General features: G+C 64.5%; 21 protein-coding genes. 1 reads left to right on the top strand and 20 read right to left on the bottom strand.

Annotation, left to right across the window (positions count from 1 at the left end; all coding sequences use genetic code 11):
- Positions 1 to 3: 3 nt before the first annotated feature.
- Together ACS13N_RS14805 and ACS13N_RS14800 are read right to left on the bottom strand one after the other, a co-directional pair.
- Complete coding sequence (locus ACS13N_RS14805) at positions 4 to 1,257, bottom strand: sensor histidine kinase (protein WP_438932329.1); 1,254 nt, start codon at positions 1,255 to 1,257, stop codon at positions 4 to 6.
- The gene (locus ACS13N_RS14800; protein ID WP_438932328.1) at positions 1,257 to 1,559 is read right to left on the bottom strand and encodes a 2TM domain-containing protein; all 303 of its coding nucleotides are present in this window, start codon (positions 1,557 to 1,559) and stop codon (positions 1,257 to 1,259) included. Before ACS13N_RS14800 ends, ACS13N_RS14805 begins: the two co-directional genes overlap by 1 nt.
- 312 nt (positions 1,560 to 1,871) lie before the next feature.
- On the opposite strand from ACS13N_RS14800, the gene ACS13N_RS14795 reads away from it, so the two are divergent.
- Complete coding sequence (locus ACS13N_RS14795; protein ID WP_438932327.1) at positions 1,872 to 2,693, top strand: cupin domain-containing protein; 822 nt, start codon at positions 1,872 to 1,874, stop codon at positions 2,691 to 2,693.
- Positions 2,694 to 2,834: 141 nt separating this feature from the next.
- Here ACS13N_RS14795 and ACS13N_RS14790 read toward each other — a convergent pair whose 3' ends face one another.
- From ACS13N_RS14790 to ACS13N_RS14705, 18 genes are all read right to left on the bottom strand, one after another.
- The gene (locus ACS13N_RS14790; RefSeq protein WP_438932326.1) at positions 2,835 to 3,794 is read right to left on the bottom strand and encodes a CysB family HTH-type transcriptional regulator; all 960 of its coding nucleotides are present in this window, start codon (positions 3,792 to 3,794) and stop codon (positions 2,835 to 2,837) included.
- A gap of 39 nt (positions 3,795 to 3,833) precedes the next feature.
- A complete protein-coding gene (locus tag ACS13N_RS14785) occupies positions 3,834 to 4,943 on the bottom strand; it encodes a sulfate/molybdate ABC transporter ATP-binding protein (RefSeq protein ID WP_438932325.1) in 1,110 nt (369 codons plus the stop codon).
- Positions 4,940 to 5,923, bottom strand: coding sequence for a sulfate ABC transporter permease subunit CysW (cysW, locus tag ACS13N_RS14780; RefSeq protein WP_438932324.1), 984 nt, complete (start codon positions 5,921 to 5,923; stop codon positions 4,940 to 4,942). The genes ACS13N_RS14785 and cysW overlap by 4 nt, the downstream gene beginning before the upstream one ends.
- A gap of 1 nt (position 5,924) precedes the next feature.
- Positions 5,925 to 6,836: a sulfate ABC transporter permease subunit CysT gene (gene cysT / locus ACS13N_RS14775; protein ID WP_438932323.1), complete on the bottom strand. Its 912-nt coding sequence runs from the start codon at positions 6,834 to 6,836 to the stop codon at positions 5,925 to 5,927.
- 120 nt (positions 6,837 to 6,956) lie between these two features.
- On the bottom strand, positions 6,957 to 7,661 hold the full coding sequence (locus ACS13N_RS14770; RefSeq protein WP_438932322.1) for an RBBP9/YdeN family alpha/beta hydrolase: 705 nt from the start codon (positions 7,659 to 7,661) through the stop codon (positions 6,957 to 6,959).
- Between the two features lie 48 nt (positions 7,662 to 7,709).
- Positions 7,710 to 8,612, bottom strand: a complete 903-nt coding sequence (locus ACS13N_RS14765) for an EAL domain-containing protein (protein ID WP_438932321.1) — start codon at positions 8,610 to 8,612, stop codon at positions 7,710 to 7,712.
- A 307-nt stretch (positions 8,613 to 8,919) separates the two neighbouring features.
- On the bottom strand, positions 8,920 to 9,135 hold the full coding sequence (locus tag ACS13N_RS14760; RefSeq protein WP_004626558.1) for a TOBE domain-containing protein: 216 nt from the start codon (positions 9,133 to 9,135) through the stop codon (positions 8,920 to 8,922).
- A gap of 73 nt (positions 9,136 to 9,208) precedes the next feature.
- Entirely contained in the window at positions 9,209 to 10,063 is an 855-nt protein-coding gene (locus ACS13N_RS14755; RefSeq protein WP_438932320.1) for an ATP-binding cassette domain-containing protein, read from the bottom strand.
- 18 nt (positions 10,064 to 10,081) lie between these two features.
- Positions 10,082 to 10,876, bottom strand: coding sequence for an aliphatic sulfonate ABC transporter permease SsuC (gene ssuC, locus ACS13N_RS14750; RefSeq protein ID WP_438932319.1), 795 nt, complete (start codon positions 10,874 to 10,876; stop codon positions 10,082 to 10,084).
- A gap of 12 nt (positions 10,877 to 10,888) precedes the next feature.
- Positions 10,889 to 12,052, bottom strand: a complete 1,164-nt coding sequence (gene ssuD, locus ACS13N_RS14745) for an FMNH2-dependent alkanesulfonate monooxygenase (protein WP_438932318.1) — start codon at positions 12,050 to 12,052, stop codon at positions 10,889 to 10,891.
- A gap of 39 nt (positions 12,053 to 12,091) precedes the next feature.
- The gene (locus tag ACS13N_RS14740; protein ID WP_438932317.1) at positions 12,092 to 13,114 is read right to left on the bottom strand and encodes an aliphatic sulfonate ABC transporter substrate-binding protein; all 1,023 of its coding nucleotides are present in this window, start codon (positions 13,112 to 13,114) and stop codon (positions 12,092 to 12,094) included.
- A gap of 5 nt (positions 13,115 to 13,119) precedes the next feature.
- Positions 13,120 to 14,124 carry a sulfonate ABC transporter substrate-binding protein gene (locus ACS13N_RS14735; RefSeq protein ID WP_438932316.1) on the bottom strand — a complete coding sequence of 335 codons (1,005 nt, stop codon included), beginning with the start codon at positions 14,122 to 14,124 and terminating at the stop codon, positions 13,120 to 13,122.
- 129 nt (positions 14,125 to 14,253) lie between these two features.
- Complete coding sequence (gene ssuE, locus ACS13N_RS14730; protein ID WP_438932315.1) at positions 14,254 to 14,877, bottom strand: NADPH-dependent FMN reductase; 624 nt, start codon at positions 14,875 to 14,877, stop codon at positions 14,254 to 14,256.
- A gap of 52 nt (positions 14,878 to 14,929) precedes the next feature.
- Positions 14,930 to 15,937, bottom strand: a complete 1,008-nt coding sequence (locus ACS13N_RS14725; RefSeq protein ID WP_438932314.1) for a sulfate ABC transporter substrate-binding protein — start codon at positions 15,935 to 15,937, stop codon at positions 14,930 to 14,932.
- A gap of 153 nt (positions 15,938 to 16,090) precedes the next feature.
- Positions 16,091 to 17,116: a tryptophan--tRNA ligase gene (trpS, locus tag ACS13N_RS14720; RefSeq protein WP_438932313.1), complete on the bottom strand. Its 1,026-nt coding sequence runs from the start codon at positions 17,114 to 17,116 to the stop codon at positions 16,091 to 16,093.
- Between the two features lie 304 nt (positions 17,117 to 17,420).
- Complete coding sequence (locus tag ACS13N_RS14715; RefSeq protein ID WP_438932312.1) at positions 17,421 to 18,896, bottom strand: efflux transporter outer membrane subunit; 1,476 nt, start codon at positions 18,894 to 18,896, stop codon at positions 17,421 to 17,423.
- Positions 18,896 to 22,024 carry an efflux RND transporter permease subunit gene (locus ACS13N_RS14710; RefSeq protein WP_438932311.1) on the bottom strand — a complete coding sequence of 1,043 codons (3,129 nt, stop codon included), beginning with the start codon at positions 22,022 to 22,024 and terminating at the stop codon, positions 18,896 to 18,898. Before ACS13N_RS14710 ends, ACS13N_RS14715 begins: the two co-directional genes overlap by 1 nt.
- Positions 22,017 to 23,165: an efflux RND transporter periplasmic adaptor subunit gene (locus tag ACS13N_RS14705; RefSeq protein ID WP_438932310.1), complete on the bottom strand. Its 1,149-nt coding sequence runs from the start codon at positions 23,163 to 23,165 to the stop codon at positions 22,017 to 22,019. Before ACS13N_RS14705 ends, ACS13N_RS14710 begins: the two co-directional genes overlap by 8 nt.
- Between the last annotated feature and the right edge of the window lie 11 nt (positions 23,166 to 23,176).

Raw genomic sequence — 23,176 nt, 5'->3', positions numbered from 1 at the left:
CGGTCAGGTTCCGGCGGGCGCGCGCGAAGACAGCGCTGGGTTGGCGGCGGGGCGCGCGGGCTGGGAAAAGCGGCAGCGCCATTCAGGTGCGTCGGCTTGGGCAGGCGTGTCGGCGGTCTCACGTGCGAGCGGCAGCTCAACGATAATCGTCACGCCATGCGGCACCGTTTCCGTAATCGTCAGGCGCGCGTCACCATCAAACAGGCGCGACAGGCGTTCACGCACATGCGTGAGACCAAGTCCGGAGCCCTTGCCGCCATCGTTGCCGAAGCCGACGCCGGTATCGCGCACTTCCAGCACGAGGCGCTCGCCGTCGCGTCGGGCCGAGAGTGCGATCTCTCCGCCTTCGCGTGCCGGCTCGATGCCGTGCACGACGGCGTTCTCCACCAGCGGCTGGATCAACATGGGCGGGATGACGATGTTGGCGATGGCATCGTCCAGCGTCAGCGAAAACCGCAGCCGATTGCCGAAGCGCAGCGCCTGGATGTCGAGATACGCACGCAGCAGCGCAAACTCCTGCGCCAGCGTGCATTGCTCGGCGCGGGCATGTGAGAGCGAGGTGCGCAGGAAACCGATCAGGTGCTGCAGCAAACGCCGCGCGCCAACCGGGTCCCGTGCGATCAGCACGTCCACATGGGCGAGCACGTTGAACAGGAAGTGCGGTTCGATCTGTGCCTGCAGCGCCATGAGTTGCGCACGCACGACCTGCTTCTCGGCCTCTTCACGGTCCAGCGCATCGAGCGCGGCCTGACGCTCCAGCGCGACCAGCTTGCCGCGCGACCAGTAGTAGTAGGTTGCCCCCAGCGCGGCCAGCATCGTGATGATGAAGCTCATGCGCAGGCTATCGGCGCGCCAGGGCATGGGGAACGGCGCGTTCATGCAGAGAATCATGCGCGCCACCCATTGCCCGAACGGCACGCCAATCACCACCGCGCCGACCACTACCCACGGAAAGAACTTCTTGCTGGGCGGTCCATCGCCCCAGAACACGTGGCGCGGAATGCCGATCAACGAGAACACCGCCAGACCGATCGACTGGCTGAAAACAAAATCCTGCCAGAACGTCTCTTCCGGCCGGATGCCGAACGCCAGCACCGTCGCGATCAGCGTGTTGATGACGATGATGACGGCGTAGCGGATCAGCCAACGCCACAGGAGGCGCAGGCAGTCAGCAAGCGAAGGAAACGACACATTGGCGAACATGCGGGCGATCTTACCGGAGGGGACTCCAGCACCGGAACGTGGGGTTTCCCGCATCACGGGCGACCGGCTTGCGCGCGCAGGCGGATGAGCTCCTGGTCAACCATGCGCTGGTAGCCGCCGCCCATGCTCCAGGCCAGGCTCAGGCCGTGTGCGGCCAGGCCCATCCCCCAGCCCAGCAGCGGCCAGATGAACCAGAACTGCCCGCGCGACAGCGCAATCGCCGCCAACACGGCGTTCACGGCTAGAAACGACAGGAGGTGGATGCGGAACCCCATGCGGGCGCCGGCTCGGTGGCGGGCACGGCGCAGCAGGGCATCGTCGGATTCGGCTGGCTGGGTGTAGGGGATGCCGGACATGGTGGTCTCTGGTGGAACCGGGGATGTCCGCAGTATAGGAACGGCGCCTGGGCAGGCGCCACGCGGGTGCGACGAACGGTGGGATTCGGGGTGCGAACGTAGCAGCCTCCCCACTGACAGGTCCCAAGATGCGCGCCTGGGCTTTTCTCGCATCAACTTGTGCATCTGCCGCACAGGTTCTGTGGCGCAGGCACTGTGGTGGTGAGCGGCGTCGATCCATAGACTCGGTTCCAGTGCACAGCATGCTCAGCTCAAGCAGACGCGGCGTGCCAATCCATTGCGTACACCGATCCGTTCCCAATGAAAACGATGATGAAAAAGAAACTGCTCCTGCCGCTGCTGTCGGCACTTGCGCTGACCGCCTGCGGCGGTGGCGGTGATGACACTCCGGTACACCCGGGGCTGGTGTCGCTCCCAGCCAGCGCACTGACGTGGACCGAACTGCCGGGCTCCGGTGGCGTGAAATATGCCAATGTCCAAGGCGACCTGGCCGGGCACGGCAACTACGAAGCATTCGTCCTCTTCCCCAACGGGCTGGACAACCCGTACCACGTGCACACGCAGGACCTGCCGACCGTGGTGCTCAAGGGCACGTTCTACGCCATTGTCGATGGCAGGCGCATCGATTATCCGCCGGGCTCCTACTACAACCTGCCGGCCAACATGCCGCACTACAGCGGCTGCGCAACGGGCGACGATTGCCTGCTGTTCCAGTATCAGCGCGATCATTTCGACCTCGTTCCCACCACCCCGGGCTCGAGCGGCGCATCAAGCGCAAATCTGGTGTCGTTCCCCGCCAGCGACCTGACGTGGACCGAGTTGCCGGGCAGCGGCGGCGTCAAGTACGCCAACGTTCAAGGCGACCTGGCCGGACATGGCCCTTACGATGCGTTCGTCCTCTTTCCGAACGGCGCGAACAACCCGTACCACACCCACACCCAGGACTTGCCCACCGTCGTTCTGAAGGGCACGTTCTACGCCATCATCGACGGCAGGCGCGTCGACTATCCGCCGGGTTCCTACTACAACCTGCCGGCCAATCTGCCGCACTTCAGCGGTTGTGCGACAGGGGATGATTGCCTGCTGTTCCAGTATCAGCGCGATCATTTCGATCTGGTGCCCGCGCGCCGCTAAGGTCGGCACCCTGTGTTCGGCGAGCTGCACCTCAGCTCGCCGAATTTCGTTGACGCGCGGCCTGGGCCCAATGGCAAGCTGCAGCGGATGCGGCGTGAGGAATCGTAGACATCGGCACCGAGGATGTCCGCCGTAGCCTGATCAGGCGGCCAGCACCTCCCGAGCCGACTGCGTCACCACCGTAGAAGCCACCGCCTCCGCCACCGTCTCCCGCGACAGGTGCGGCGCGAACATACCGATGAAGTCATGCGCATAGCCGCGCAGGTAGGCGCCACGGCGCACCGCCACGCGCGTGGTATTGGGCTCGAACAGATGATCCGCCCCGATGCAGACGAGGTTGTCGTCCTTGCGCCCGTCATACGCCATCGAGGCGATGATGCCCACGCCCACATCCAGCGCGACGTAGGTCTTGATCACGTCGGCATCCATGGCCGTCAGCACGATCTCGGGGTGCAGGCCGGCGCCGGCAAACGCGGCGTCGATGTTGCGGCGGCCAGTAAAGCCGGCGTCATAGGTAATCAGCGGGTACTGCGCCACGTCTTCCAGCGTGGGCAGCGGGTTCTTGGTGAGCGGATGGTCCGGGCTGACCACCAGCACGTGGCGCCAGCGGTAGGCCTCGAACGAGGTCAGCCCCGGCTCGTTGGCCACGGCCTCGGTGGCGATGCCGATGTCAGCCTGGCCCGTCAGCAGCAGTTCAACGATGTGCGATGGCGAGGCCTCCTGCAGCGCCAGCGTGACGTGCGGGTATTCCTTGCGGAACGACTGCACGACCTTCGGCAACGCATAGCGCGCCTGCGTGTGCGTGGTCGCCACAGTCAAGCGGCCGGACTGGCGCCCGGAGAACTCCTCGCCAGCCTGGCGCAGGTTTTCGGCTTCGAGCAGTAGGCGCTCGACAATGCGCACGATCTCGCGACCCGGCTCCGTCAGGCCGGTCAAACGCTTGCCGTAGCGCTCGAAAATCTCCACGCCGAGCTCGTCCTCCAGCTCACGGATCTGTCGCGACACGCCCGGCTGCGACGTGTACAGCGCGTTGGCGACTTCGGTCAGGTTGAACTGGCGGCGCACCGCCTCGCGGATGGAACGCAGTTGTTGGAAGTTCATGCTCGTGTCCTCTCGTATGGTTGTCGTCGGAGCGTCGTATTACGCGGTGGCTTGCACGACTGGACGTGCGTTGCCCTGTGCAAACACGCGAATGGCGCGCGGGCGCACCACCAGCGTTTCACCCTCACGGAAGCCCTCGGCGCGGAAGCGCTCGATGGGCAGGGAAACCTCGATGATGTCGTCGGTGTCTTCGCGCTCCAGCTCCAGCTGCGCGATGGCGCCCAGCGTGAGCGCACGGCGCAGCGTCACGGGAATACCCTCGGCGCCGGGCGCATAGCGCTCCAGGTCGATCTCATGCGGACGCACGAACGCGACAGCCTGATCAGCGCGCGACGAATCCACACCGCCCGACGGCACGGCAATCGACGAATCGCCCACGTGCAGCACGCTGCCGCCCTCGCCTTCTTCCAAGCGGCCATGGAACAGATTCACGTTGCCGAGGAAGCCGTAGACGAACGGCGTGGCCGGCGTGTTGTAGACCGCATCGGGGCTGCCGACCTGCTCTACTTGGCCGCGGTTCATCAGCACCACGTTGTCGGCCACCTCCAGCGCCTCTTCCTGATCGTGCGTGACGAACAGGCTGGTGACATGCAGATCGTCATGCAGGCGGCGCAGCCAGCGACGCAGCTCCTTGCGCACCTTGGCATCCAACGCGCCGAACGGCTCGTCGAGCAGCAGCACGCGCGGCTCCACGGCCAACGCACGCGCCAGGGCAATACGCTGGCGCTGACCACCCGACAGTTGCGGCGGGTAGCGATCGGCCAGCCAGTCGAGCTGCACGAGTTCCAGCAGCTCTTTCACCTTGGCGCGGATCTGCGCTTCGCTCGGCCGCTGCGCACGCGGTTTCACGCGCAGGCCGAACGCCACGTTCTCGAACACCGTCATGTGCTTGAACAGGGCGTAGTGCTGGAACACGAAGCCGACCTGGCGCTCGCGCACGTGCTGATCCGATGCATCTTCACCATTCAGATGAATGCTGCCCGAATCCGCATGCTCCAGTCCCGCGATGATGCGCAGCAGCGTGGTCTTGCCGCAGCCCGACGGACCCAGCAGCGCGGTCAGTTCTCCTTGCTTGAAATCGAGCGAGACATCGTTGAGGGCGATGAAATTGCCGAAGCGCTTGGTGATGTGTTGAACCTGGATGCTCATGCTGCGCTCCCTTCGAGCGGAGATTGCACGGAGACGTGCGAGTTCGAAATCGATGTGGGTTGCTGCGCAACGCGTGCGCCCGGGCCTTCACCCACGCCGGCATCCGCGTCAGCCAGCTCGCGGCGGCTGCGCCATTCAACCAGCGTCTTGAGCGCCAGCGTCACGAGCGCCAGCAGCGTCAGCAGCGAGGCCACGGCAAACGCGGCCGCGAAGTTGTATTCGTTGTAGAGAATTTCGACATGCAGCGGCATCGTGTTGGTCAGCCCGCGAATGTGGCCCGACACCACCGACACCGCGCCAAACTCACCCATCGCCCGCGCATTGCAGAGGATCACGCCGTACAGCAGGCCCCACTTGATGTTGGGCAGCGTCACGCGGAAGAACGTCTGCCAACCCGATGCGCCCAGCACGATGGCTGCCTCTTCCTCTTCGCTGCCCTGCGCTTGCATCAATGGAATCAGCTCACGTGCCACGAACGGGAATGTGACGAAGATGGTGGCCAGCACAATGCCCGGCACAGCAAAGATGACCTTGAAGTCGTGGTCCGACAAATACGGCCCGAACCAGCCCTGCGCACCGAACAGCAGCACGTAGATCAGACCCGCAATCACGGGCGACACCGAGAACGGCAAGTCGATCAGCGTGAGCAGCAGGTTCTTGCCACGAAACTCGAACTTGGCAATCGCCCATGCCGCCGCCACGCCAAACACCACGTTGAGCGGCACGGCAATCACCGCGACGGTCAGCGTCAGGTAGATCGCCGACAGTGCATCGGGTTCGATCAGCGCTTCGAGATAGACATCCACGCCCTTCTTGAACGCTTCGTAGAACACGCTGGCTAGCGGCACGAACAGGAACAGCGCGAGGAACACAAACGACACGAGGATCAGCGTCGCACGCACCCAGGCGGATTCGGCGGTGGCACCACGGCGGCCAGCCACTGGTGCCGGGCCTCGTTGACGGGAAACAGTACCGGCCATATCAGGCTCCTGCCGCGCTGGCGGTCAAGGTTTCGGGAGCACGCTCGATGGTGTCATTGCGATTGCCCCGGCGGCGCGTCCAGGCTTGCAGCAAGTTGATCACCAGCAGCAACGTGAACGAGATGCCGAGCATGACGACGGCGATGGCCGTGGCGCCCGCATAGTCAAACTGTTCGAGCTTGGAATAGATCATCAGCGGCGTGATCTCGGAGATCATCGGCATGTTGCCGGCGATGAAGATGACCGAGCCGTATTCCCCCGTGGCACGCGCAAAGGCCAGTGCAAAGCCGGTCAGCAGCGCAGGCAGCAAGGTCGGCAGAATCACGCGGGTAAAGGTCTGCCAGCGCGTGGCGCCCAGGCTGGCAGCGGCCTCTTCCAGCTCGGTCTCCAGGTCTTCGAGCACCGGCTGCACCGTGCGCACGACAAACGGCAGACCGATGAAGGTGAGCGCCACCACGATGCCCAGCGGCGTGAATGCCACCTTCAGCCCCAGCGGCTCCAGGCGCGAGCCGATCCAGCCATTCGGCGCATACAGCGCGGTGAGCGCAATGCCGGCCACGGCGGTTGGCAGCGCAAACGGCAGATCCACCAGCGCATCAATCAGCCGCTTGCCCGGAAAGCGATAGCGCACCAGCACCCACGCCAGGATCAACCCGAACACCAGGTTGACCACCGCTGCAATCAACGACGCGCCGAAGGTCAGCTTGTACGACGCCACCACGCGCGGCGCAGTGACCGTGGTCCAGAACGCGTCCCACGTCATGGTGAACGTCTTGAGAACGGTCGCCGACAGCGGGATCAGGACGATCAGCGCGAGGTACAGCAGCGAAAAGCCCAGCGCCAACCCGAAACCGGGGAGCACGTTGGCGGGCTTACGCCGCTTGGAGGGGGACAACGCAGAAGACAGGCTCATCAGCGCAACCGATAAAAATGGCCGCAGAGCGAAAAACACTGCGGCCGATATGCAGATGAACCAATTGTGGCGAACTGTTCTTATGACGAAAACGAATATTTACGCATGTGTATCATCGTTTTAGATATAAGGGGTGCTCGGTAAGACATCCCATTGCGCTTGCCAGTCTGCGCCGTCGCGGGTGGTGTCTTGCGCACTTGCACGACCGATCAGGCGATCGAGCAATGCGAGGCCGGTATCCCATTCGCCGAGGTTGGAGTCAGCATTGATGTGGCCTGCCTCCCCCGCGTCGACCAGTTCGACGCCCCAGCGCGAGCCCCAGTCGACGGCGTAGCAATGCGGCATCCAGGGGTCATTGCGGCTGGCAACGAGTACAGCAGGAAACGGCAAGGTGCGCTGCGGCAGCAGATCGCGCACGCCAAACTTGTCCGGATCGGCCGGCGCGACGAGCAGGATGCCCGCCACCGAATCGCGCGCCTCGGGTGCCTGGGTGGCCCAATGGAGCGACGCCAGGCAACCGAAACTGTGCGCGACAAGAATCACGCGACGCTTCTGCCGAGACGCTGCACGCTCGGCCAGCGCCATGCGCACCGTTTCACCCACGCGCGCAGACCAACGCGGCAGCTCGGGGGTCGACCAATCCGTCTGTTCGACACGGTGCCACGCTGGAAAGCGCGCCTCCCAACGGGTCTGCCAGTGCCCGGGGCCGCTGCCATGTAGACCTGGCACGGTGACGATCGTCACATCTGCCGGCCAGCGCCAATCGCGCGCCGCGCGTTTGTCCGGCGAGGTATCGGGCGAAGTTGCCAATGCACTGCGAGCCATGAAACCGTCCTTGGGGTCGCCTGCCGGGTGACCCGGCGAGGCAGCCACTCATTCAATGAGAGAGAAACCTGCGCATTGCTGCTGCACCAGCGGTGCCTGCGCCATCGGTGCACGCGTTGGCGCTGCCATCACCAGCGGTTCGGGGGCTGCCACGGGTTCAGGTTCGGGCTCGGCACCCGGCAGCACGCTCCCTTGCACGTGGGTAATGCCGGCAGCACGCGCCAGCTCCAGATCGCTCGGGCGCTCGCAGCGGCGCAGTGTCAACGTGACACCCAGTTCGCGTGCTGAATCGGCCAGCGACGCCACATGCCGCGTCACCCAATCGCGCCGCGCATCGAGCTTCAGATACGCCGGCTTGGCATGCACCAGCAACGCGCCGGCTTCTGCCGGATCCGATGCCTGCACCGCCACGGCAAAGCCGTTGCGCCGATAGTTGTTCACCACGAACAGCAGCAGGCCCAGATCGTCATTGGCCGTGGACGGCACCTGGATGACGAACTGCTCCGGTGACAGGCCCAGCGCCACCACCGCGCGGTGGAACGCCTTGCCGTGGTCGGCCGCCACTGCCGCCAACAGGCGGCCGTGCACGTTGACGACCAGCCGCCGCGCATCGGTGCGGGCAAAGTAGTTGAGCGTATGCACCAGCCGGCACAGGCGATCGAGTTCCACCAGCGTGCTGTCGTCCGACGCCAGCGAGAACAGCTTCCACGGGTTCAGGCCCAGATCGCCGCCGCGCGTCCACGTGCGCATGAGCGCTTCGTGGCCGGCGAGCGCCAGCGTGCCGTCGGCGGCAAGCTGCCAGACCGGTTCAAACAGGCTGGTGAGCGAGCTGTGGAAGAACTGGCCCTGCACGCGGCCGCTGGCGTCGCGCCACAGTTGGCGGTCCGGCGTCGGGGCATCGGCCAAGGTGCCGAGAAATTGTGCGAGTGCGGTGGTGTGCATGAGACTCATGGGATGGGGCTCCTTGTGTGGGTCGCCGTCTCCTCCCCCAAGAGCCTGTTCGGCCCTTAAACGGGAGTGCGAAGCTATCCAAAAAGTCGCAGGGCAAGGCGTGGCGAGCGCGGTGTGGCCTGCCACATAAGCGAGCCACAACGCGGCCATGCGGCTTTTTGGATAGCTTCCCGGAGGGTTCGTCTCAAAAAGGCCCGCGTGGGGTGTTGCGGCCCTTGCCCTTAGAGGACTAAGGACGGCGGCCCGCGCCTACCACGCAAACCTTTTTGAGACGAACGCATCTCCCGTTTAAGGGCCGAACAGGCTCTTACAGTTTGGCGATCGAGACTTCTGTCGCCTTCACCAGCGCAACCACTTCACTGCCGATCTTGAGGCCGAGGCTATCGACCGAGCGCGTGGTGATGACCGAAGTGACGATGCCGGCCGGGGTCTCCACGTCGATCTCCGAGAGCACGTCGCCCCGAATGATCTCTTTGATCTGCCCGCGAAATTGATTGCGTACGTTGATCGCTTGAATACTCATGATGATGATCCTTATTAGGTGACAACGGCACTGCGTGCCAATGAATGTTTTCAGGAGAACGGGTTTCGCTTGCTTACACGGCCCAGCGCACGGCGGTGGCCGACACATCCAGGGGTGATGCCCACACCGTGTGCGAACGCACATCGGTCACTTCATTCGGATCGATCTTGCGCTGCATCACGCGGTTAAGGATCGCCTCTTCCAGGCGTGCAAACGCAGGCGAACCCCGGTGGCGCGGACGCGGCAGATCGATGCGTTCATCCAGCGCGATGCGGCCGTCTTCGATCAGCACCACGCGGTCGGCCAGCGCCACAGCCTCGGCCACATCGTGCGTGACCAGCACGGCAGTAAAGCCCAGGCGCTGCCACAGGCCTTCGATCAGGTTCTGCATGTCGATGCGGGTGAGCGCATCGAGCGCGCCCAGCGGCTCGTCCAACAGCAGCAGGCGTGGGCGGTGCACCAATGCACGGGCCAGCGCCACACGCTGACGTTGGCCCCCAGACAGGCGCGCCGGCCACTCACCTGCCCGCTCGGCCAGGCCCACTTGCGCGAGCACTTCGGCGGCCTGTGCGCGCTGCGTTTTCGGCAGGCCCAGCGCCACGTTGTCGAGCACCTTCTTCCACGGCAACAGGCGGGCGTCCTGGAACATCACGCGCGCATCGTCGTGCAAACCGCCTTCGGTTTCACCATCGCGGCGCAGGTGGCCACCATCAACGTCTTCCAGTCCGGCAATCAGCCGCAGCAGCGTGCTCTTGCCGCAGCCGCTGCGTCCGACGATGACAACAAACTCGCCCGGCGTGATTTCCAGGTCGATGCCGTGCAGCACCTCACGATCGCCATAGCGTTTGACGACTTGCTCGATATGCAGCGCCGTGCCGTGGTGTTCCACACGCTCCAATTCCGCCTGTTCAGTCGCGTTGCTTTGCATGGGTTTCTCCAATTCAGCTCAGGCGACCACTTGATAGCCGGGGTGCCAGCGCAGCCAGAAGCGCTCCAGCGCACGCGACAACAGATCAGCCAGCTTGCCCAGCAGCGCGTAGAGCAGGATGCCGAGCAGCACCACATCGGTCTGCAGGAACTCGCGCGCATTCATCGTCATGTAGCCAATGCCGGCTTGTGCGGAGACCGTCTCAGCGACGATCAACGTCACCCACATCAGCCCCAGCGAGAACCGTACGCCCACCAGGATCTGCGGCAGCGCACCGGGCAGGATCACCTCGCGATACAGCTGCGCACGCGACAGGCCATAGCTGCGCGCCATCTCCACCAGCGCCGGGTCTACCGAGCGAATGCCGTGATACGTGTTCAGGTAGATCGGGAAGAACACGCCCAGCGACACCAGAAACAACTTCGCCGATTCATCAATACCGAACCACAGAATGACCAGCGGAATCAGCGCCAGCACGGGGATGTTGCGGATCATCTGCAAGGTCGTGTCGAGCAGCGTCTCAGCCGTGCGGAACGTGCCGGTCAGCAGCCCCAGCGCCAGCCCGAGCGAGCCGCCGATCGCAAAGCCCAGCAGCGCGCGCCACGTGCTCACGGCCACGTGCGTCCACAACTCGCCCGAGCGTGCGAGCGCAATGGCAGATTTGGCCACGTCCAGCGGCGCCGGCAGGATGCGGTTCGACAGCCAGCCCCATTGCGCCGACGCTTGCCACAGCACCAGCAGCACCAGCGGCACGATCCACGGCGTCAGACGCTGACGCGCCGCACGCAGGAAGGTGTTCTGTTTTGATGCCATGCTTCTGCCCCTTCAGCTTGCCGCCACGCGCGGCACGATGCCGGTGGCGATCACCTCGCCAAACGGCCCGTTGAGCACGTTGCCCGGCAGCTTGTCACGCACCGAGCGCGGCAGCAGCGGGAACACCAGCTCGGCAAAGCGGTACGCCTCTTCCAGATGCGGATAGCCGGAGAGCACGAACGTATCGATGCCCAGATCGGCGTATTCCTTTATGCGTGCGGCCACGGTTTGCGGATCGCCCACCAGCGCCGTGCCTGCGCCGCCACGCACCAGGCCAACGCCGGCCCACAGGTTCGGGCTGATTTCCAGATCGGCGCGGCTGCGCTTGGCACCGCCTGCGTGCAGGGCAGCCATGCGCTGCTGGCCGGCCGAGTCCATCTTGCGGAACGCCTCCTGCGCGCGAGCAACGGTGTCGTCATCCAGCTTGCTGATGAGCTTGTCGGCTGCTGCCCACGCTTCCTCTTCCGTCTCGCGCACGATCACGTGCAGGCGGATGCCGAAGCGCACCGTGCGGCCGTGCTTGGCGGCACGCTTGCGCACGTCGGCCAGCTTCTCGGCCACAGCCGCAGGCGGCTCGCCCCAGGTGAGATACGTGTCGACCTGCTCGGCCGCCAGCTCATGCGCGGCTTCCGACGAGCCGCCGAAGTACACCGGCGGATGCGGCTTCTGCACCGGCGGATACAGCACCTTTGCGCCCTTCACGCTGAGGTGCTTGCCGGTGTAGTCCAGCGCCGCGCCTTCGTGGCTGGCAGCCAGCGTCTCGCGCCAGATGCGGATGAATTCTTCCGAGGCTTCGTAGCGTTCCGCGTGATTGAGGAACAGACCATCGCCTTCCAACTCAGCCGGGTCGCCACCAGTCACAAGATTCACCAGCAGGCGACCTTGCGAGAGGCGGTCATACGTAGCGGCCATGCGCGCGGCCAATGTCGGCGCCATCAACCCGGGGCGCACGGCCACCAGAAAGCGCAGGCGTTTGGTGACCGGAATCAGGCTGGCGGCAACGATCCACGGGTCTTCGCACGAGCGGCCGGTGGGGATCAGTACGCCCTCGTAGCCGAGCGTGTCGGCGGCCACGGCCACCTGCTGCAGATAGGTGTGATCCACCTGGCGAGCGCCCTCGGCCGTGCCAAGGTAGCGGCTGTCGCCGTGGGTGGGGATGAACCAGAAGACTTGCATGACGGCTCCTTGGAATGTGTTCTGCTCAGTGCAGCTCAGTTATGCGCGAGCGATAGCGAGTTGTGCCGGCGTCGGATGCCAGACGATGTCCACCGGCTTGACCGCACGCGGAATCAGCCCGAGCCCGTGGAAGGCATCGGCCACGCGCTGCTGCTCGGCAATCGCCTCGGGCGTGACCGGGCGCACCGGCGATGGCGGTCGGCGCGAGAGGAACAGATGCACAGTCGCCAGCGACAGGCCAGAGAAATCGGCAATGCGTTGTGCCGCTTCCTTGCGGTTTTCCTGGACGAGACGGTCCGCACGCGAGAGCTCGGCAAAGATCGCAGCCAGCGTGTCGCCGTGTCGCTCGGTAAAGGCCGTCGGCGCAAAGTAGAACGAGTTGTTGGACGACAGCCCGCGCCCCGTGGCCAGCACGCGCGGCTTGATGGCGAGTTCGGTGGCCGCGTAGTACGGGTCCCAGATGCCCCAGGCGTCGACCGCGCCGCGCTCGAAGGCGGCGCGGGCGTCGGCAGGCGTCAGGTACACGGGTTGGATGTCGGCAAACGTCAGCCCGCCCTGCTGCAAGCCGCGCACGATCAGGAAATGCGCGCTGGAGCCCTTCTGCAGCGCCACACGCTTGCCCTTCAGATCTGCCAGCGTCTTGAGCGACGAGCCCTGCTGCACGAGGATGGCCGAGCTGTCCGGCTTGGGCGGCTCCACGCCTACGTAGCGCAAGTCCTTGCCAGCCGCCTGCGCAAACACGGGCGGCGTATCGCCGGTAATGGCCAGATCCAGGCTGCCGGCAGACAGCGCTTCCAGCTGTTGCGGCCCGGCCGGAAACTCCAGCCAGCTCACCTTGGTGTCGGGAAAGCGCTGCTCCAGCGCGCGGTTTTCCTTGACGATGACGAGGTTGACCGCGCTCTTCTGGAAGCCAATGCGCAACTGTGCGGGCGGCGTGATCTTCGGCAGGCCTGCGGGTGCGCTCGTGGCATTTGCAGCGTGGACCACCGGGCCGAGCGCAGCCAGCGATGCGCCCGCGGCAGAGGCTGTCAGCAAGCGGCGGCGTTGAATATCAATGGTCATGGCGATCAACGTGCAGCTTGTTGCGTGGCGGGCTGCGCGTTCGGATTCCAGGCGGAATCCGCCACCTTCACCGGACGTGGGATCAGCTTGAGCGTGTGGAAGGTGTCGGCAATGCGTTGCTGATCGGCCAGTGCTTCTGCACCGACCGGCTGGATTCCGTAAGCAATGCGCGAAACCGAACGGGCCACTACAGCGGGCTCCAGGCCCAGTTGCGGACCGAGAATGGTCGTCACATCCTTCGGGTTGGCAGCCGCCCACGTGTCGGTCTTCTTCAGCTCGTCGAGCACGATGTTCAGCACGTCGGGCCGCGCGGCCGCATAGCCCTTCGATGCCAGGAAGTACTGCGAGTTGTTGACTACGCCCGTGCCATCAGCCAGCACGCGTGCGCCGAGTTGATGCTCCGCCGCGGCAAAGAACGGGTCCCAGATCACCCACGCATCGATGGCGCCACGCTCGAAGGCGGCACGTGCGTCGGCGGGCGTCAGGTAGACGGGCTGGATGTCGCTGTAAGGCACGTTGGCCTTCTCCAGCAGCTTGACCAGCAGGTAGTGCACGTTCGAGCCCTTGTTGAAGGCAACGCGCTTGCCTTTCAGATCCGTCACGCTCTTGAGCGGCGAATTCTTCGGCACGATGATCGCCTCGCCTGCCGGTGCGGGCGGCTGGTTGCCAACGTAGACGAGATGCGCGCCGGCAGCCAGCGCGAAAATCGTCGGTGCTTCACCGGTGGTACCGAAGTCGATGGCCCCCACGTTCAGGCCTTCAAGCAACTGCGGGCCGGCGGGAAACTCGGTCCACTTCACCTCAATGCCTTGCGACGCGAGGCGCTTTTCCAGCGTGCCGCGTGCCTTGAGCACAGTCAGCGTGCCGTACTTCTGATAGCCGATGCGGAGCTGCTTTGCAGCGGTTGGGGGCGGCGTATCGCTATTGGCAAACGCGGCCGGTGCACCCAACGTGGCGAGCAGCGTGGCGGCAATGGTCAGGGTCCTGCGCAGGGGCGAGTGGGCTTTCATGATTCAGTCGATCCGGGATGTAAGGGCGGCACGATCCGCGCGCAGGCGCTGCGCGGCATGACAACAACGAGAAAGCGTCGGGGATGCGTCGGAGATGCAAGCGGTGCGCTCAGCGCACCCGCTGTGGCATCAAGCCAGACATCGCATTCGTTCTGCGCCAGCAGTCTGGAACGTGGCGCGCACCGCGCTGCGGCTGGAGACGATCACCTGCGCGACGGCGGGATGCCGTGCCAACGCAAGCGCCTGGTGTACGCGCTCCACACCGTCATCGAGACGCTGTTGCAGCGATGGGTCCACTGTCAGGCCATCGTCTTCCACGACGATCTGCGAATCGACGGCGAAGATGCCGGGCAGGATCGAGCGCGCGGCGAGTGCCGTCAGCACCGGGCGCAGCGCATAGTCGATCGCCAGCGTGTGGGCGAGGCTGCCACCGGTGGCGATCGGCAGCACGACCTTGTCGCGCAGCCCGCTCTGCGGCAGCAGATCGAGAAACGTTTTGAGCAGGCCGCTGTAGGCGGCCTTGTAGACCGGCGTGGCTAGAATCACCACCCCAGCCGCTTCCACCCGCGCCACCGCATTGGCGATGGCGGGGTTGGACACCTGCGCGCCCAGCAGCGCATCGGCTGGGAGGCTGCGCAGGTCCAGGTGGTCCGCCGTCTCCCCGGCGCGTTCGAGCTGCGCACGTACATGGCCCAGCAGGCGCGCGGACTTCGATTGCGCCGAAGGGCTGCCGGAGATGGTCAGGATGCTCATGATGCGGATCGCCTGGAGTCGTTACGCGTTGTCGTTGCGCGTTCTGTGGGCCTTACTTGCCCGGTTGATAGAGCTGGTCGAACTGGCCACCATCGGCAAAGTGCGTCTTCTGCGCCTTCTGCCAGCCGCCGAACGTGTCGTCGATGGTCACCAGCTTCACCTTCGGGAATTCGCTCTCGTGCTTCTTGGCCACGGCCGGGTCGGTCGGGCGATAGAAGTTCTTCGCGCCAATCTCCTGGCCCTGCGGCGTGTACAGGAACTTGAGGTACGCCTCCGCAGCCTTGCGCGTGCCCTTCTTGTCGGCCACCTTGTCGACCACCGCTACCGGCGGTTCGGCCAGGATGGAGATGGTCGGCACCACCACGTCAAACTTGTCCTTGCCTTCCACGCGCGAGGCCAGCAACGCTTCGTCTTCCCACGCGATCAGCACATCGCCAATCCCGCGTTCCGTGAAGGTGGTCGTGGCGCCGCGTGCGCCCGAATCCAGCACCGGCACGTTCTTGTAGAGCTTCTGCACGAAGTCCTTGGCCGTTGCGTCCGAGCCACCCGGTTGCTTGAGCGCATAGGCCCAGGCGGCCAGGTAGTTCCAGCGTGCGCCGCCCGAGGTCTTCGGGTTGGGCGTGATCACGGCAATGCCCGGCTTGACGAGGTCGTTCCAGTCCTTGATGCCCTTCGGGTTGCCCTTGCGCACCAGGAAGACGATGGTGGAGGTGTACGGCGAAGCGTTGTTCGGCAGGCGCTTCTGCCAGTCCTTGGCGGTCAGGCCCTTGTCGGCAATCGCGTCGATGTCGTAGCCGAGGGCCAGGGTCACCACGTCGGCATCCAGCCCGTCGATGACCGAGCGGGCCTGCTTGCCCGAACCGCCGTGCGAGGCACGCAGGGTGATGTCCTCACCCGTTTCGGCCTTCCACTTCTTGGCGAATTCGGTGTTGATCTCTTTGTACAGCTCGCGCGTCGGGTCGTACGACACATTCAGCAGCGTCGTTGCCGCGTGCGCACCTACGGTTCCCCCCGCCACGATGGCAGCCGCGATGGCATTGAACACAAACTTGCGAATCATCTTGCTGGCTCCAGTTCTTGCGTTTTATTGATTTCGGATAGCAGCAAGACTACCGAGCGCCCCTTCTACGGGGAACGAATGGTTTCAGTGAATGTTCATCGTTTTTTGCATAAGAAGACCGCCCAGGCGAAACACGACAGCCCGCGTCGGCACTCAGAGCGAGAACGTGCCCAGGGCATTGCGCACCTTATCCAGTGTTGCCTGGCTTACACTCCGGGCCCGCGCCGTGCCCTCGCGTAGCACGTCGAGCACGTAGCCTCGATCACGGGCAAGCGCCTCCCGCCGCGTACGGATGGGCGCAATCCGCGCCTGCAGGATGTCTTCCAGGCGCCGTTTCAGCACCATGTCCCCCAGCCCGCCCGCACGGTACGCTGCCTTCAGGCGCTCCACCTCGTCACGGTCAGCATCAAATGCGTCGAGATAAGTGAAGACGACATTGCCCTCGACCTTGCCCGGGTCGGCCACGCGCAGGTGGTCGGGATCGGTGTACATGCGTTTGACGGCATCCCGAATGGCATCCGGCGATGCAGACAGTGGAATCGCGTTGTTCTGCGACTTGCTCATCTTCGCCTTGCCGTCCACGCCAGGCAGGCGGCCGGTAGGCGGAATCAGGGCTTGCGCCTCCGGCAGCACCTCGGCAGAGGCCAGCCGGTTGATGCGCCGGGCGATTTCATTGGTCTGCTCGATCAGCGGTGCCTGGTCTTCCCCCACCGGCACGATCGTCGCCTCGAATGCGGTGATGTCCGCCGCCTGGGATACGGGATAGCAAAGGAAACCGGCGGGAATGTCTCGCCCGAAGCCGCGCGCCTGGATCTCTTCCTTGATGGTCGGATTGCGCTCCAGCCGGGCAACGGTCACGAGATTCAGGTACAGCAGGGTTAGCTCGGCCAGCGCCGGCAGGCCCGACTGCAGGGCGATCGTGCTCTTGGCCGGGTCAATGCCGACCGCCAGATAGTCGAGCACCACCTCCAGCACGTTGCGGCGTACCTTGTCGACGTCGTGCGCGTTGTCGGTCAGGGCTTGCGTGTCGGCCACCAGCACGAACTGGCGATGCGTTTCCTGAAGTTGAAGACGAGTCTGCAACGACCCGACGTAATGCCCGAGGTGCAGCGGCCCGGTCGGCCGGTCACCGGTCAGTACGTTTTGCGCGTGGGGTGAGGTTGTGTTGCTGTTGTGCATGATGGTTTTCCTTGGAAAAACCGCCACAGCACGGGCAAACGGTGTTCATGACGCCATGTCAGCCGAGCTGCGGCGGCCATGGTCATGAAAAAAGACGTGACGATGCCGCTCCTTCAGGAGCGCCACCAAATATTGGACGTGAACGGGATCGGCAGGATCAGAGGCATCCACAAATCATGCCATGGGCGCGCTGCAGGCAACAAGAATCGGCATCCGCAATGCCATCCTGCGTGATTCGGCAGAAAAAGCACCCTACGAGGTTGCCCGCTCGTAGGGTGAGGATCATCAATCGCTACCGCGTGGTTTAGCTGCTGGATGCAGACGGATCGTCACGGTTCCACCAGCCGCCGCCCAGCGCCTGCAGCAGTGCCACCGAATCAGTGAAGCGATCCGCGCGGGCCTGCGCAACCGTCACCAAAGCCTGCTGATACGCCTGCTGGGCCTGGAGTACAGCAGGTGAGCCGACCATGCCGGTGGCCCGTTGGCGTTGTGCCATGTCCAGGCTCTTGCGTGCGGCCAGCTCGGCCTTGTGCGCGCTCTGCAGGGAGCGCGCATCGGCTTGGATGGCGTGCAGCGTATCCGCCACGCTCTGGAACGCCGTCAGTACGGTGCTGCGGTATTGCGCGGCCGCCTGGTCGTAGAGGGCCTCTGCGGCACGTTGTTGGTGCATCAGGCGGCCACCATGAAACAGCGGCACAGCCAAGCCGGCTGAGAGATTCCACAAGCCCGTACCGCTGGAGAACAGCATGCGCAGCAACTCCTCCGAGCTGCCGACGTTGCCAGTCAAGGTGACGCTCGGCAGGCGTGCTGCAATCGCGACGCCAATGTCAGCGCTGGCCGCGTGCAGTTGCGCCTGCGCCGCCCGAATGTCGGGCCGCTGCTCAACCAGTTGTGACGGCAGGCTCAGCGGCAGTTCAGCCGGCAGATGCAATGCGTCCAACTCGAACCGCTGTGTGATCTCGTCGCTCGGGTAGCGGCCAGCCAGCACGGCGATGAGGTTGCGCTGCTGCGCTAGTTGCTTCTCAAGCGGGGGCAAGCTGGCCTCCATCTGCGCGAGCGCGGCTTCCTGCGCGGCCACATCGGCGCCGCCCAGCAGCCCTGCGCGCTGTTGCTTGCGGGTCGCATCCAGCAACTGCTCGGCCACTCTCACAGCCTCCTGTGTCGCCTTGACCTGCGCACGCAGCGCGGCTTCCTGGATGGCCGCGTTGACCACGCTGGAGGTGAGCGTCAGGTAGGCGGCTTCGTACTCGAAGCGCACCGACTCCGTCTGGGCTGCGGTCGACTCCACCTGCCGCCGGACCCCGCCGAACACATCGGGCATGTAAGACACCACCAGTTGCGACGTATGCAGCGAATAGAGATCGGCATTGGACTTGAGCGGGCTGGCGATCGCCTTGGCATTCCGTGTGCGTGACGAGTTGTGCGAACCATCCAGCGTCGGGAAGAAGTCGGCCCGCTGCGCCGCCAGGTTTTCCTGGGCAGCGCGCAGTGCGGCCTTGGCCGACTGCAGGTCGGGGTTGGCCTTGACGGCCTCTTCCACCAGCGCGTTCAGCGCGTCGGAGCCGAACAGCGTCCACCACTTGGCCGAGACGGCCTGCCCCTGGTTCAGGCGCTGGGACTGCCCGTCTTGCGTTGGTGTCGCTACAGTGGGGGTGGGCTGGTTGGCCGTGTATCCGGGCACATCCGGAGCCGCCGGGCGCTTGAAGTCCGGCCCCACGGCACAACCCGCGGCAGTCACCGACAGCAATACGCTAGCGGCAATACGTGTCATGCGACGCATTACGATTCCCCTTCCGTTGCAACATAGGCGACTGGACCTTCCGGACGCTGGCGTCGGGCCGCTCGTGCCTCAACCCGTTCTTCAACCAGGTAATACAGCGCGGGCAGCAGCACCAGCGTGAGCACCGTCGCGCTCACCAGGCCGCCCACTACCACGGTGGCCAGCGGCCGCTGCACGTCGCTGCCAAGGCCATGTGCCAGCGCCGCCGGAATCAAACCCAGCGCGGCCACGGTTGCCGTCATCAGCACCGGGCGCATGCGCTCGCGCGCACCACACACCACAGCATCCTTCAGGCCGATGCCTGGCTGCCGTCGCCAACGGTTCAGGTTGGAAATCATGATGATGGCGTTGAGCACTGCCACCCCGAACAGGGCGATAAAGCCCACGGCCGACGACACATTCAGCGTCATACCGCGCAGGTGCAGCGCAACCAGCCCGCCCAGCGTGGCCAACGGCACCGCGCACAGGATCAACGCCGGCTGGCGCAGGTTCTTGAACTCGGCAAACAGCAGCACGAACATCAGCGCCAGCACCATCGGCAGAATCAGCGCCAGGCGAGCTTGCGCACGCTGCTGGTTCTCAAACTGGCCGCCCCACGCAATCTGGTTGCGCGTGTGGTCGTACTGGATCTCCTGATCGATGCGCTGTTTGGCTTCATCCAGGAACGAGGCCAGATCACGCCCGCGCAGGTTCAGACGCACGGTCAGGTGGCGCTTGTTCATCTCCCGCGTGATGGTGGTTTCGCCCTCGGCAAAACCGACCTTGGCGATCTGCGCCAGGGCAATGTGTGCACCGTTGGCGGTGGTCAGCGTCAGGTTGCCGATGGCCTCGGGGTTATTGCGTGAGGTGCCGACAAAGCGCGCCGCCACGTCGTAGCTGCGGTCCTCCACAAACACCTTCGTGACCGGGCTGCCGCCGATGCCGGTCTGGATGAGGTCCATCACATCGGCAATGTTGATGCCCAGGCGGGCCGCCGCTGCGCGATCCACATCGATGCGCACCTGCGGCAACGGCGGTTCCTGGTCGATGATCACGTCCTGCGCACCGGGCACGGTCTTGAGCAGGCGCTCGATCGACGTGGTCAACTGCCGGGTCTGCGCAAAGTCGTTGCCATACACCTTGACCACCAGATCGCTGTGCGCACCGGCCAGCTTGTCGAGCACGCCATCAATCATCGGTTGCGAAAAGCCCACCTGAATGCCGGGCAACTGTTGGAAGCGCTCGGCCATCTTGGCGATCAACTCCTGCTTGTCGCGGCCGGTCTTCCATTCGCTGTACGGATGCAACGTCACCGCGCTTTCAATGTGCGATGGCGAGAACGGGTCCGTCCCTTCGTCATTTCGGCCAACCTGCGTGACGATGTGCTCAACCTCCGGAAATTCCAGCGCAGCCTCGCGCAGCTTGCCGGCCATCTCCGATGCCTTGTCCAGCGAGATTCCGGGCGGCAACGTCACCTGCAGCCAGATCGAGCCCTCATCCAGATACGGCAGGAAATCCCGCCCGATGGACGCGCCCAGGATCACCACCCCCGCCAGTGTGGCGACAGCCAGGCCAATCATGGCGCGCGACTTGCCGACCACCCGGTTGAGCAAACCCTCATAACGCGGCGTCAGCCATTGCAGCACCGGGTTGTGGAACACCTTGGCCGGTTTGCGGTAGGCCCAATACGCCAGGCCAGGCACCAGCAACAGCGCCACCAGCAACGCGCCAAACAACGCAAACCCCACCGCAAACGCCATCGGCGAGAACAGCTTGTACTCAATGCGCTGGAAGGCAAACAGCGGCAGGTAGGCCACGATGATGACCACCATGCCGAAGAAGATCGGGCGCGTGACCTGACGCGCGGCGGCCATGATGTCGGCGCCATCCAGCTCGCGCCCTTCCTCTTCTTCCCGCTTGCGCAGGATGTTTTCCATCATCACGATCGCACCGTCGACGATGATGCCGAAATCGATTGCGCCCAGCGACAGCAGGTTGGCCGGAATCTTGAAGTGGTGCATCAGGATGAAGGCCGCCAACAGCGAGAACGGAATCGTCACCGCCACAATGAGCGCCGCACGCGGGCTGCCCAGGAACAGCAGCAACACCAGCGACACCAGCACCATGCCCTCGATCAGCGTCTTGCCGACGGTGTGGACGGTGGCCTCCACCAGCTTGCTGCGGTCGATATACGCCACCACCTTCACGTCCTTCGGCAGGATGTGCTCGTTGAGGTCGCGCACGGCCTCGTGCACCCCCTGCATGACAACCGATGGGTTCTGGCCGCGCAGCAGCAGCGTGATGCCCTGGATGGTGTCGGGATTGCCATCCCGGCCGAGAATGCCGTTGCGCTCGTGGTTACCAAGGACGACCTGACCGATGTCATTGATCAACACCGGCACACCGCCCTTCTGGCTCACGACAACGTTGCCGAGATCCTCCAGGTTGCGGATCAACCCGACACCGCGCACCACCAGCCCCTGCTCGCCGCGCTGCATGATGCTGCCGCCCGCGTTGGCGTTGTTGGCCTGGATGGCCTGCGAGATCTGGCTCAATGACACGTTGTACTTGGTCATCTTGGCCGGATCGAACTCGAGCATGAACTGCGTGGTCAGGCCGCCAAAATTGGCGACATCCACCACGCCGGCCACCTGCTTCAGGCGCGGGATGACCTTCCAGAACTGCAGCTCCGACAGCTCACGCAAGTCACGCGTCTTGGATTCGAGCGTGTAGCGGTAGATCTCGCCAATAGGCGAGGTCAGCGGGTCCATGCCCGGCTTGGCGCCATAGGGCAGATCGACACCGTTGATGCTTTCCTGCAGACGCTGGCGCGACCAGTAATCTTCCGCGCCGTCCTGAAACACCACGGTGATCAGCGACAGCCCGAACGTGCTCTTGGAGCGCATCACGTGCATGCCAGGCGTACCCATGATGGCGCGCTCCAGCGGAATGGTGATCTGCTGCTCGACCTCTTCCGCTGCCAAGCCATTGACCTGTGTCACGACCTGCGAGCTGGTATCGGCAATATCGGGATAGGCTTCAAGCGGCAACTGCTTCCATGAGTGCCAGCCATACAGCGCAGCCATCAGGAAGACCAGCACGACAATGCCGCGCCGGTTGAAGCATAGGGTGACCAGACGTTCAATCATTGAGCAGCACTCCGTCCTTGGTCACCACGCGCTCACCGGCCTTCAGGCCCGAGAGGATCTCGATCTTGTCACCAACCTGCGCACCCGTCTTGACGACGCGTGCCTGGAACTGCCACGGTGCCACCTCGACAAAGGTGCGCGTATTGAAGCCCGACTGCACCAGCGCCGACATCGGCACGATCACGCCCATGTGCGGCTGACCCTGCAGCGTGGTCTGCGCGAACATGCCGGGCTTCAGGTGCCCGTCCTTGTTGTCGAACACCATGCGCACCTTGACCGTGCGCGTGTCGGGATCGAGCATTTCGCCCACGTAGCGCACCTTGGCGGCCAACGGCTCAACATAGGCATCGAGCTTCACGGCAGCCGATTGGCCGACGTAGACCTTGGACAGATCCTTCTCCTGCACGTTGGCCGTCACGAACACGCGGGACAGATCCGCCACCGTCATCACCGATGCGTTGCTGTCGTTCCAGTACCCGCCAGTGGCGCCATTGAGTTCGACAACACGGCCCGAGATGGGCGAGCGCACCGACAGGATGTGCCCGCCTGACACCTTGGCCCCGCCGCCCTTTGCTCCAAGCTGGGCCAGCTTGTTGTTGGCGCGCTCCGCCTCGCTCACTGCCTGCGCGTAGTCGTTCTGGGCCTGCTCAAAATCGCGCCGTGGCGTGATCTCGGACTTGTCCAGCTCGTGCAGGCGATCCAGGTTCTTCTTGGCCAGCACCAGCGCCGCTTGCGCCTTGGCCGCCGTGCTGGTCGCCTCGGCCAGATCTGCCGAGTCGAGCGTAAACAGCACGTCGCCAGCCTTGACCTCATCGCCCAGCTGCTTGTTCAGGCTCACGATGCGGCCGGATAGCGGCGGCAAGACTTTGACAAGCTTGCCCGGGTCGGCCTCCACCGAGGCCGGCAGCACAAACGCCGCAGAGACGGCATCTTCCGACGCCGCCGTCACCACCAGCGAGCGACGCAGCGGCGAGGATTCAGGAATAACGATGCGGTCGTCCTTGCGCTGAAGGGCTGCCGCTGCCGGAGCACTGGGTTCCTTGGCATGCAGGGACAGTGCGCCCCACGCGCACACGCCCGCCACGGCAAACGTGATGGCGCTATAGAGAAGTCGTTTGGAAGAAGTCGAGGAGAGCTGCATGGCGTGCTCCA

It is taken from the genome of Ralstonia sp. 24A2 (genome assembly GCF_051783885.1).
Taxonomy (GTDB): Bacteria; Pseudomonadota; Gammaproteobacteria; order Burkholderiales; family Burkholderiaceae; genus Ralstonia.
This window is presented reverse-complemented; position numbering and strand designations above follow the sequence as displayed.